At 74.9% G+C, this 10,920-nt stretch carries 10 protein-coding genes; 9 read left to right on the top strand and 1 reads right to left on the bottom strand.

Translation table 11 applies throughout. The features are described 5' to 3' along the window. Window positions 1-45 precede the first annotated feature (45 nt). A complete protein-coding gene (gene wecB / locus ACRYM2_RS21615; protein WP_432524630.1) occupies window positions 46-1,158 on the bottom strand; it encodes a non-hydrolyzing UDP-N-acetylglucosamine 2-epimerase in 1,113 nt (370 codons plus the stop codon). 281 nt (window positions 1,159-1,439) lie between these two features. On the opposite strand from wecB, the gene uvrC reads away from it, so the two are divergent. The 9 genes from uvrC to ACRYM2_RS21570 all read left to right on the top strand — a co-directional run bounded on the left by uvrC (window position 1,440) and on the right by ACRYM2_RS21570 (window position 10,835). Further along, window positions 1,440-3,434 (top strand): excinuclease ABC subunit UvrC, encoded by a 1,995-nt coding sequence (gene uvrC, locus ACRYM2_RS21610; protein WP_432524626.1) that lies wholly within the window; start codon window positions 1,440-1,442, stop codon window positions 3,432-3,434. Between the two features lie 158 nt (window positions 3,435-3,592). Further along, window positions 3,593-4,507, top strand: a complete 915-nt coding sequence (gene rapZ, locus ACRYM2_RS21605) for an RNase adapter RapZ (RefSeq protein WP_432524629.1) — start codon at window positions 3,593-3,595, stop codon at window positions 4,505-4,507. A gap of 77 nt (window positions 4,508-4,584) precedes the next feature. After that, window positions 4,585-5,601, top strand: a complete 1,017-nt coding sequence (locus ACRYM2_RS21600) for a gluconeogenesis factor YvcK family protein (protein WP_432524627.1) — start codon at window positions 4,585-4,587, stop codon at window positions 5,599-5,601. 144 nt (window positions 5,602-5,745) lie between these two features. Then, window positions 5,746-6,726, top strand: coding sequence for a DNA-binding protein WhiA (gene whiA, locus ACRYM2_RS21595; RefSeq protein ID WP_166615964.1), 981 nt, complete (start codon window positions 5,746-5,748; stop codon window positions 6,724-6,726). Window positions 6,727-6,926: 200 nt separating this feature from the next. Next, complete coding sequence (gene gap / locus ACRYM2_RS21590) at window positions 6,927-7,931, top strand: type I glyceraldehyde-3-phosphate dehydrogenase (RefSeq protein ID WP_432524624.1); 1,005 nt, start codon at window positions 6,927-6,929, stop codon at window positions 7,929-7,931. Between the two features lie 100 nt (window positions 7,932-8,031). Beyond that, the gene (locus ACRYM2_RS21585) at window positions 8,032-9,258 is read left to right on the top strand and encodes a phosphoglycerate kinase (RefSeq protein ID WP_432524622.1); all 1,227 of its coding nucleotides are present in this window, start codon (window positions 8,032-8,034) and stop codon (window positions 9,256-9,258) included. Between the two features lie 41 nt (window positions 9,259-9,299). After that, window positions 9,300-10,085 (top strand): triose-phosphate isomerase, encoded by a 786-nt coding sequence (gene tpiA / locus ACRYM2_RS21580; protein WP_432524620.1) that lies wholly within the window; start codon window positions 9,300-9,302, stop codon window positions 10,083-10,085. Between the two features lie 129 nt (window positions 10,086-10,214). Then, window positions 10,215-10,466, top strand: coding sequence for a preprotein translocase subunit SecG (gene secG, locus ACRYM2_RS21575; RefSeq protein ID WP_432524619.1), 252 nt, complete (start codon window positions 10,215-10,217; stop codon window positions 10,464-10,466). Window positions 10,467-10,484: 18 nt separating this feature from the next. Next, window positions 10,485-10,835, top strand: a complete 351-nt coding sequence (locus ACRYM2_RS21570) for an RNA polymerase-binding protein RbpA (RefSeq protein ID WP_166615959.1) — start codon at window positions 10,485-10,487, stop codon at window positions 10,833-10,835. Window positions 10,836-10,920: the final 85 nt, after the last annotated feature.

Raw genomic sequence — 10,920 nt, 5'->3', positions numbered from 1 at the left:
GGTGAGGACCGCGGGCGCGGGGCGTCGTCGTGCGCGGGGCACGGCTCAGCTGGGCGCGACCAGCTTGACGATCGACTCCACGACGACCCGGCTGGCCGACCCGTCGCCGTAGGGGGAGGGCAGCCCGGCCAGCGCGGCCGGGTCCTCGGCGAGCGCCGCGCGCACCGCGGCCGCCAGCCGCACACCGGCGGGCACCAGGGAGGCGAAGGTCCCCACCACCTCCGGGCGCTCGGTGGAGCGGCGCACCACGACCAGCCGCTTCTTGAGGACGCTGACCTCCTCCTGCACGCCGCCGGAGTCGGAGACGACCAGGCGCGCCGCGGCCTGCAGCGCCAGGAACTGCGCGGGCGGTTGCGGCGCGATCGTCGTGAACGCGTCGAGCAGCTCGCCCAGGCCGCCCCGGCGCAGGCGGTCCAGCGTGCGCGGGTGGGCCGGGAAGACCACCGGCAACCCCTCGGCGGCGATCTCGCGCAGCTCGGCGAGCACCTGCCGCAGCACGTGGGGGTCGTCGGTGTTCTCCGGTCGGTGCAGCGTCAGCAGCAGGAACCGCTCGGGCAGCCCCAGGCCGGTGACGATCCGCTCGCGCTCGTCGGGGGCGGGCAGCAGCTGCTGGACCGACTCCACGACCGTGTTGCCGGTCAGCAGGATCCGCTCGTCGGCGATGCCCTCGGCGCGCAGGTTGGCCACCGCCGTCGGCGTGGGCGCGCAGCACAGGTCGGCCAGGTGGTCGATGAGGACGCGGTTGTGCTCCTCGGGCATGCGCCGGTCGAAGCTGCGCAGCCCCGCCTCCACGTGCACCAGCGGCAGGTCCGCGGCGTTGGCGGCCAGCGCCCCGGCCAGCGCGGCCGTGGTGTCGCCCTGGACGACGACGGCCGACGGGCGGTGCCGGGCGAAGGTGGCGTCCAGGGCGGCCACGGCCGTGCCCAGCTGCTGCCCGCGCGAGGTGCCGCCCACGCCCAGGGCCAGCGGCTCGGCGCCGAAGCCGAGCTGCGCGGTGACGTCGGACCACATGGCCGCGTCGTAGTGCTGGCCGGTGTGCACCAGCAGACCCGCCGCGCCGAGGCGGCGCACCACCTCGGCGAGCTTGATCGCCTCCGGGCGGGTCCCCAGGACGACGGCGACCGGGCCCGGCGCCCCCTCGCCGGCGGGGAAGCCCAGCGGCCGGCGCGCGGTGCGCGGGCGCCCGGGCGCGGGCACGGGAGCGGGGGCGCCGGTGGCGCCGGTGGTGCCGTCGGCGCTGCCGGGGGACGTGATCGTCGGAGTGGTCACGGCGGGACGGTAGGGCCGGGAGCGGCTGCGCCGCCGGGGTTTGTCGCCAGCTCCGCCCCCCGTTCACGCGGTCCGCTCAACCGTTGGAGCGCAACGTGTCCGGGCGCTCACCGACTGGTGCGAGCAGGTCGTGGTGCACGCGTGTCGGGAGCGCGTCCTAACCTCGTCGGGTGCCCGACCCCGCCACCTACCGCCCCAAGCCGGGGGAGATCCCGCTCGAGCCCGGGGTGTACCGCTTCCGCGACCCGGACGGCCGCGTCATCTACGTCGGCAAGGCCAAGAGCCTGCGCGCCCGGTTGTCCAACTACTTCCAGGACCTCTCGGCGCTGCACCCGCGGACGATGGCCATGGTCACCACGGCGGCGAGCGTGGAGTGGACCGTCGTGGCCACCGAGGTCGAGGCGCTGCAGCTGGAATACTCCTGGATCAAGGAGTTCGACCCCCGCTTCAACGTCAAGTACCGCGACGACAAGTCCTACCCCTACCTGGCCGTCACCATGGCCGAGGAGGTGCCGCGCGTGCAGGTGGTGCGCGGGGCCAAGCGCAAGGGCAACCGCTACTTCGGCCCCTACACCCACGCCTGGGCCATCCGGGAGACCGTCGACCTGCTGCTGCGCGTCTTCCCCGTGCGCACCTGCAAGAGCGGGGTCTACAAGCGCGCCCAGCAGACCGGGCGCCCCTGCCTGCTGGGCTACATCGACAAGTGCTCCGCCCCCTGCGTCGGCAGGATCTCCGCCGAGGACCACCGGGCGCTGGCCCAGGACTTCTGCGACTTCATGGGCGGTGCGACGCAGAAGTTCGTGCGCCGCACCGAGCAGGAGATGCGTGCCGCGGCCGCCGAGCTGGACTTCGAGCGCGCGGCCCGCCTGCGCGACGACCTCGGCGCCCTGCAGCGCGCCCTGGAGAAGTCCGCGGTCGTGCTGCCCGACGCCACCGACGCCGACGTCTTCGCCATCGCCGACGACGAGCTCGAGGCCGCGGTGCAGGTCTTCCACGTGCGCGGCGGGCGGGTGCGCGGGCAGCGCGGCTGGGTCTCGGAGAAGGTCGAGGACGTCGGCACCCCCGAGCTCGTCGAGCAGCTGCTGCTGCAGGTCTACGGCGGCGAGTCCGGCGAGGGCGTCCCCCGGGAGGTCCTCGTGCCGGCGCTGCCGGCCACCGTCGAGGCCGACGTCGAGGACTGGCTCAGCGAGCTGCGCGGCTCGCGCGTGGACCTGCGGGTGCCCCAGCGCGGTGACAAGCGCGCGCTGATGGAGACCGTGCAGCGCAACGCGACCCAGGCGCTGGCGCTGCACAAGACGCGCCGCGGCGGCGACCTGACCACCCGCAGCCAGGCCCTGCAGGAGCTGCAGGAGGCCCTCGGGCTGGAGGAGGCGCCGCTGCGCATCGAGTGCTACGACGTCTCCCACACCCAGGAGACCAACGTCGTCGCCTCGATGGTCGTCTTCGAGGACGGCCTGCCCAAGAAGAGCGACTACCGCCGCTTCAGCGTGCGCGGCGAGCAGGGCGGCGTCGACGACACCCGCGCCATGCGCGAGGTCCTGCTGCGCCGCTTCCGCCGGGCGCGCGAGGAGGTCGCCGACGGGGCGGCGCCCGCCCCGCAGGAGGACGAGGCGCGGGTGGAGGCCGAGGGCGGTGACGTGCTCACCGGCATCGACCCCGAGACGGGCCGCCCGCGCCGCTTCGCCTACGCCCCGAACCTCGTCGTCGTCGACGGCGGGCAGCCGCAGGTGGAGGCCGCGGCCCGCGCGCTGGCCGACGCCGGGGTCGTCGACGTCGCCCTGTGCGGGCTGGCCAAGCGGCTGGAGGAGGTCTGGCTGCCCGGGGAGGCGCACCCCGTCGTGCTGCCCCGCACCAGCCAGGGGCTGTTCCTGCTGCAGCGGGTGCGCGACGAGGCCCACCGCTTCGCCATCACCTACCACCGCTCCAAGCGCAGCAAGGCGATGACCACGAGCGCCCTCGACGGCGTGCCCGGTCTGGGCCAGGCGCGCAAGAGCGCCCTGCTCAAGCACTTCGGCTCCGTCAAGCGGCTGCGCGCGGCCACCGAGGAGGAGGTGGCCGCCGTGCCGGGCATGGGGCCGCGCACCGCCCGGGCCGTCGTCGAGGCGCTCGCCGGCGGCGAGCGCGAGCCCGCGGTGAACACCGCGACGGGTGAGCTGCTCGACTGAGGAGGCGCACCGGCGCGGCGCCCGCGAACCCGCGACGGCACGCAGCGTGTCCACTCGATCTCGGGCAGTGGTGAGGTCGTCGCGAGCGACACGCCCGGGGATGACAGGATGAGGCCGTGCGGGACGAGGCGGGGACGGGCGCGGTGACGGGCGAGGCGGTGGACGCGGCGACGGGTCCGGCGGCGCAGGGCGCCGGCGGTGCCGAGCGCCCGCGCCGCCCGGAGCTGCTCGTCATCACCGGCATGTCGGGGGCGGGCCGCTCCACGGCCGGCAAGGCCCTGGAGGACCTCGGCTGGTACGTCGTGGACAACCTGCCGCCGCAGATGCTCGAGCCGCTGGCCGAGCTCACCGCCCGCGCCGGGCTGACCATCCCGCGGCTCGCGGTGGTCGTCGACGTGCGGGGGCGGACGTTCTTCGCCGAGCTGACCGGTGCGCTGGCGGCCCTGGACACCCGCGTCGTCAGCCCGCGGGTGCTGTTCCTGGACGCCACCGACGACGTCCTCGTGCGCCGCTTCGAGTCGGTGCGCCGCCCGCACCCGCTGCAGGGCGACGACCGCATCGTCGACGGCATCGCCCGCGAGCGCGCCCTCACCGGGGAGCTGCGGGCCCGCGCGGACGTCGTCGTCGACTCCAGCTCCTTCAACGTCCACCAGCTCGGCGGTCTCGTGGCCTCCCTGTTCGAGGCCGAGCGGGCCGAGGAGCTGCGGGTCACCGTCATGAGCTTCGGGTTCAAGTACGGCACCCCCGCCGACGCCGAGCACGTGGCCGACGTCCGCTTCATCCCCAACCCGCACTGGGAGCCCGAGCTGCGCCCGCTGACCGGTCAGGACCAGCCGGTCAGCGACTTCGTCCTCGCGGCCGACGGCGCCGCGCCGTTCCTGGACCGCTACGAGGCGGCGCTGCAGCCGGTGCTGGAGGGCTACCGGCGCGAGAACAAGCGCTACGCGACCATCGCCTTCGGCTGCACCGGCGGCAAGCACCGCTCCGTGGCCATGGCCGAGGAGCTCAGCGCCCGCCTGCAGCGCGACGGCGTGCCCGTGCGCGTCCTGCACCGCGACCTGGGGCGGGAGTGAGCGCGCCGCCCCCGCACGGCTCGGCGTCCGGCCCGCAGGGCGCGTACGCCGCCGCCACCAGCTTCCCGACGGGGCTGATCCCCACCGTCGGCGCGTCCCCGGCCACCGCCCCGCCCCGGCCCCCGCACGCCGGCGCCGCTCCCGCGGTCGTCGCCCTCGGCGGCGGGCACGGCCTGTCGGCCTCGCTGTCGGCGCTGCGCCACCTCACCGACCGCCTCACCGCGGTGGTCACGGTCGCCGACGACGGCGGCTCCTCCGGCCGGCTGCGCCGCGAGCTCGGCGGCCTGCCGCCCGGTGACCTGCGGATGGCGCTGTCGGCGCTGTGCGACGACTCCGAGTGGGGGCGCACCTGGCGCGACGTGCTGCAGCACCGCTTCACCAGCGAGGGCTCGCTGCACCAGCACGCCACCGGCAACCTGCTCATCGCCACGCTGTGGGAGCTGCTGGGCGACGAGGTCGCCGGCCTGGACTGGGTGGGGCGCCTGCTGGGCGCCCGCGGCCGCGTGCTGCCGATGGCCGCGGTGCCCCTGGACATCGAGGCCGACGTGCTGGGCCTGGTGCCCGGCCGCCCCGAGGAGGTCAGCCCCGTGCGCGGGCAGGTGGCCGTCGCCTCCACCACCGGCCGGGTGGCCGGCGTGCGGCTGGTGCCGCCGGACCCGCCCGTGCGCCCGGAGGTCCTGGAGGCCATCGAGTCCGCCGACTGGGTCGTGCTGGGGCCCGGCTCCTGGTTCACCAGCGTGCTGCCGCACCTGATGGTGCCCGCGCTGGCGCAGGCGCTGTGCGGCACCCGGGCCCGCACCTGCGTCACGCTCAACCTGGCCGTGCAGCCCGGCGAGACCGACGGGTTCAGCGCCGAGGCGCACCTGGAGGTGCTCGCCGCGCACGCGCCCGCGCTGACCGTCGACGCCGTCGTGGCCGACCCGGTGGCCGTCGGGGACCCGGCGGCGCTGGAGCGGGTCGCGGGCGACCTCGGTGCCCAGCTGCTGCTGCGGCCGGTCTCGGTGGGCGACGGCAGCCCGCGCCACGACGCGCTGCGGCTGGCGGCCGCCTACCGCGACGTCTTCGCCGTCCCGCCCCGGTCCGGTGGGCGGTGACGCCGCACCGGCACCGGCGGCGGGTGCGGCGAGCGGGACGGCGAGGACCGTGACGGGGACGAGGACCGCGACGGGGACCAGGACGAGGATCGGGCGGAGGACCGGGCCGGTGGAGCACCGGACGGCAGCGGGGGAGGACCAGACATGGCGATGACGGCGGCGGTCAAGGACGAGCTGAGCCGGTTGCCGGTCACGACGACCGCGGCGCGCAAGGCCGAGGTGTCGGTGATGCTGCGCTTCGCGGGCGGGCTGCACATCGTGTCGGGGCGCATCGTCATCGAGGCGGAGCTGGACTCCGCCTCCATCGCGCGCCGACTGCGCCGCGACATCGCGGACGTCTTCGGCCACCCCAGCGACCTGCTCGTGGTCCAGGCCGGCGGGCTGCGGCGCGCCACCCGCTACGTGCTGCGGGTCGCGCGCGACGGCGAGTCGCTGGCGCGCCAGACCGGGCTGCTGGACACCCGCGGCCGTCCGGTGCGCGGGCTGCCCTCGCACATCGTCTCCAGCTCCGCGCAGATCGCCGAGGCCGCCTGGCGCGGCGCCTTCCTGGCCCGCGGCTCGCTCACCGAACCCGGCCGCTCGGCGGCCCTGGAGGTCACCTGCCCCGGGCCCGAGGCGGCGCTCGCGCTCGTCGGCGCGGCCCGCCGGCTGGAGCTGTCGGCCAAGGCGCGCGAGGTGCGCGGGGTGGACCGGGTGGTGCTGCGCGACGGCGACGCCATCAGCGCGCTGCTGACCCGGCTGGGGGCGCACGACGCGATGATGACGTGGGAGGAGCGGCGCATGCGCCGCGAGGTCCGCGCCACCGCCAACCGGCTGGCGAACTTCGACGACGCCAACCTGCGCCGCTCCGCCCGGGCGGCCGTCGCCGCGGGCGCCCGCGTCGAGCGCGCGCTGGAGCTGCTGGGCGACGAGGTGCCCGACCACCTGCTGCAGGCGGGGCGGCTGCGCCTGGAGCACAAGCAGGCGAGCCTGGAGGAGCTCGGGCAGCTGGCCGACCCGCCGATGACCAAGGACGCCATCGCGGGCCGCATCCGCCGCCTGCTGGGCATGGCGGACAAGAAGGCCGTCGAGCTCGGCGTCCCGGGCACCGACTCGGGGCTGACGCCCGACATGCTCGACGCCTGAGGGCCCCCCGCTGCGCCCGGACGTGACGCAGGCCATAGGGTCGGGGGCGTCGCCGCGGGGGCGCGGCGGGTGACGGGGAGCGAGAGCGGACCGGGACCTGGCGCCCGGGCGGCTCGAACGACCAGCACAGGACCGGTACCGCACAGCACGAGACGCACCCGGGGCCCGCCCGGTCGACGGTGCGTCAAGGAGGAGAGCGCATGACCACTCGGGTCGGCATCAACGGATTCGGCCGCATCGGCCGCAACTTCTTCCGCGCCGCACTCGCGCAGGGCGCGGACTTCGAGATCGTCGCCGTCAACGACCTCACCGACGCGAAGGCCCTCGCGCACCTGCTCAAGCACGACTCGGTGCTCGGCAAGCTGGCCGACGACGTGCGCGTGGACGGCGACTCGATCGTCGTCGGCTCGCGCACGGTCAAGGTCCTCGCCGACCGCGACCCGGCCAACCTGGGCTGGGGCGAGCTGGGCGTCGACGTCGTCATCGAGTCCACCGGCTTCTTCACCGACGGCGAGAAGGCGAAGGCCCACCTGAGCGCCGGCGCCAAGAAGGTCGTCATCTCCGCGCCGGCGAAGAACGACGACGCCACGTTCGTCATGGGCGTCAACGACGGGGACTACGACCCCGCCAACCACCACATCATCTCCAACGCCTCCTGCACGACGAACTGCCTCGCGCCGCTGGCCAAGGTCCTCGACGACGCCTTCGGCATCGAGCGCGGCCTCATGACGACGGTGCACGCCTACACCGCCGACCAGAACCTGCAGGACGGCCCGCACAAGGACCTGCGCCGCGCCCGCGCCGCCGCCCTCAACATCGTGCCGACCTCCACGGGTGCGGCCAAGGCCATCGGCCTCGTGCTGCCCCAGCTGAAGGGCAAGCTCGACGGCTACGCGCTGCGCGTGCCGGTGCCGACGGGTTCCGCCACCGACCTCACCGTGACCGTCGGCCGCGAGGTCACCGCCGAGGAGGTCCACGCCGCCTACCGCGCCGCGGCCGACGGCCCCCTCAAGGGCTACCTCACCTACTCCGACGAGGAGCTCGTCTCCTCCGACATCGTCACCGACCCCTCGTCGTGCATCTACGACCAGGGCCTGACGAAGGTGATCGGCAACCAGGTCAAGGTCGTCGGCTGGTACGACAACGAGTGGGGCTACTCCAACCGCCTCGTCGACCTCGTCAAGCTCGTCGGCTCCTCGCTCTGAGCCTGGCCGACTCCGCTCCGAGCACCACCCGATGGGCTCGACGGCCCGGGCACCGCACGGTGCCCGGGCCGTCGTCCGCACTGCGCCGGAAGGGAACCCCGTGAAGACCATCGACGACCTCGAGCAGCAGCTCGGCGGGCTGGCGGGCAAGCGCGTGCTCGTCCGCAGCGACCTCAACGTGCCGCTGGACCACTCCGGCGAGCGGCCCGCCATCACCGACGACGGCCGCATCCGCGCCTCCGTGCCGACGCTGCGGCGGCTGCTGGACGCCGGCGCCCGCGTGGTCGTCGTGGCCCACCTGGGCCGTCCCAAGGGCGCCCCGGAGGCCCGGTACTCCCTCGCGCCCGTGCACGCCCGCCTGGCGGAGCTGCTGGAGGGCACCGAGGTCGGCTTCTGCGAGCAGACCGTCGGGGCGCAGGCCACCGCCGCGGTGCAGGCCCTCGGCGACGGCGCCCTGGTCCTGCTGGAGAACCTGCGCTTCGAGGCCGGTGAGACGAGCAAGGACGACGGTGAGCGCGGCGCGTTCGCCGACGAGCTCGCCGCCCTCGCCGACGCCTACGTCTCCGACGGCTTCGGCGCGGTGCACCGCAAGCACGCCAGCGTCTACGACGTCGCGCTGCGCCTGCCGCACGCCGCCGGTGGCCTGGTGGCCACCGAGGTGGAGGTGCTGCAGCGCCTGACGAGCTCGCCGGAGCGCCCCTACGCCGTCGTGCTCGGCGGCTCGAAGGTCTCCGACAAGCTCGGCGTCATCGACAACCTGCTCGGTTCCCTGCTGCGCGAGGGCGACCGCCTGCTCGTCGGCGGCGGCATGGTGTTCACCTTCCTGGCGGCCGCCGGTCACGAGGTCGGCAAGTCGCTGCTGGAGACCGACCAGCTGGAGACGGTGCGCGCCTACATGCGCACCGCGCAGGACAAGGGCGTCCGGCTGCTGCTGCCCACCGACGTCGTGGCCGCCACCGCCTTCGCCGCCGACGCCGAGCACTCGGTCGTGGCCGCCGACGCCATCCCCGCCGACCGCCTCGGCCTGGACATCGGCCCCGCCTCCGCGACGGCCTTCGCCGCCGCCCTGGCCGACGCCCGCACGGTCTTCTGGAACGGCCCGATGGGCGTGTTCGAGATGGAGCCGTTCTCCCACGGCACCCGCACCGTCGCGCAGGCCCTCGTCGACTCCGGCGCGTTCAGCGTCGTCGGCGGCGGCGACTCGGCGGCCGCCGTGCGCAGCCTCGGCTTCGCCGACGAGCAGTTCGGGCACATCTCCACCGGTGGTGGGGCGAGCCTGGAGTACCTCGAGGGCAAGCGGCTGCCCGGCCTCGACGTCCTCGACTGACCCGCCCGACCGCACGCGACGCCCCACCGGTAGGAGACGACATGGCCCGCACCCCGCTCATCGCCGGGAACTGGAAGATGGTGCTCGACCACCAGCAGGGGACCCTGCTGGTGCAGAAGCTGGACTGGACGCTCAGGGACGCCCGCCACGACTACTCGGCCGTCGAGGTCGCGGTGCTGCCCTCGCACACCAGCCTGCGCACCGTCCAGACCCTCATCGAGGGTGACAAGCTCTCGCTGAAGCTGGGGGCGCAGGACCTCTCGGCGCACACCTCGGGCGCCTACACCGGTGAGGTCTCCGGTGCGCAGCTGGCCAAGCTGGGCGTGAGCTACGTGGCGGTCGGGCACTCCGAGCGCCGCCAGTACCACGGCGAGAACGACGAGGTGGTGCGCGCGAAGGCGGCCAAGGCGGTCGAGCACGGCCTCGTGCCGATCGTCTGCGTCGGCGAGCCCCTGGAGGTGCGCAAGGCCGGTGAGCACGTCGGGCACACCGTCGCGCAGGCGCTGGCGGCCCTCGAGGGCCTCCAGCCGGCGCAGGTGGCCGCCCTCGTGCTCGCCTACGAGCCGGTGTGGGCCATCGGCACCGGTGAGGTGGCGACCCCCGAGGACGCCCAGGAGGTGTGCGGAGCGCTGCGCGCCGCGATCGCCGACCGCTTCGACGCGGCGACCGCCGACGCCGTGCGGATCCTCTACGGCGGCAGCGTGAAGCCGGCCAACATCGCCTCGATCATGCGCCAGGGCGACGTCGACGGTGCCCTGGTCGGCGGTGCCAGCACCGACGCCGGGGACTTCGCGGCCATCGTCCGCTACCGCGACCACCCGGCCTGAGGCGCGCCGGGCCGGCGCCGACACCCGTCGCGGACCGGCCCGGGCACCCCGGTCCATGGCCTACGCTGAGAGCGCCCTGACGACAGCGCCGGAACCGCCCGCGGACCGGCCACGACGAGAAGGACCCGTGTGAACGTCCTCCGCATCGTGCTGCAGGTGGTCCTCGCCATCTCCAGCCTGTTCCTGACGTTGCTGATCCTGCTCCACAAGGGCAAGGGCGGCGGCCTGTCGGACATGTTCGGCGGTGGCGTCACGACGAGCCTGTCCGGGTCGAGCATGGCCGAGCGCAACCTCAACCGGTTCACGGTCGGGATCGCGCTGGTCTGGTTCGTGTGCATCGTGCTGCTCGGCCTGGTCGAGCGCTTCACCAACGAGTTCTGAGCAGGGGAGACGACCGACGTGGCAGGTGGCAACGCCATCCGGGGCAGCAGGGTCGGCGCCGGGCCGATGGGCGAGGCGGAACGCGGTGACACCGCGCCCCGCATCCGGATCTCCTACTGGTGCGCCAACGGGCACGAGACCAAGCCCAGCTTCGCCGAGGAGTCCGGTGTCGAGCCGCCCGAGCAGTGGGACTGCCCCCGTTGCGGCTTCCCCGCCGGCACCGACCGGGCCAACCCGCCCGCCCCGCCGAAGAACGAGCCGTACAAGACGCACCTGGCGTACGTGAAGGAGCGGCGCAGCGACGCCGACGGCGAGGCGATCCTCAACGAAGCGCTGGACAGCCTGCGCGCCCGCGGTCTCATCCGCTGAGCCGCAGGCGCACCCGCCGCCTCGCGCCTGCCGGGCCGGCACGACGGTGACGACGAAGGCCCCCGACCGCACCGGTCGGGGGCCT

This window comes from Kineococcus aridisoli, from assembly GCF_050871885.1.
GTDB lineage: Bacteria > Actinomycetota > Actinomycetes > Actinomycetales > Kineococcaceae > Kineococcus.
The sequence above is the reverse complement of the archived record's forward strand: the minus strand, read 5'-3'. Positions and strand labels throughout refer to the sequence as shown.

Bases quoted from the DNA above. Each gene is read 5' to 3' on its own strand.
- whiA (WP_166615964.1), top strand. From the start codon at position 5,746: ATGGCGATGACGGCGGCGGTCAAGGACGAGCTGAGCCGGTTGCCGGTC.
- gap (WP_432524624.1), top strand. From the start codon at position 6,927: ATGACCACTCGGGTCGGCATCAACGGATTCGGCCGCATCGGCCGCAAC.
- tpiA (WP_432524620.1), top strand. From the start codon at position 9,300: ATGGCCCGCACCCCGCTCATCGCCGGGAACTGGAAGATGGTGCTCGAC.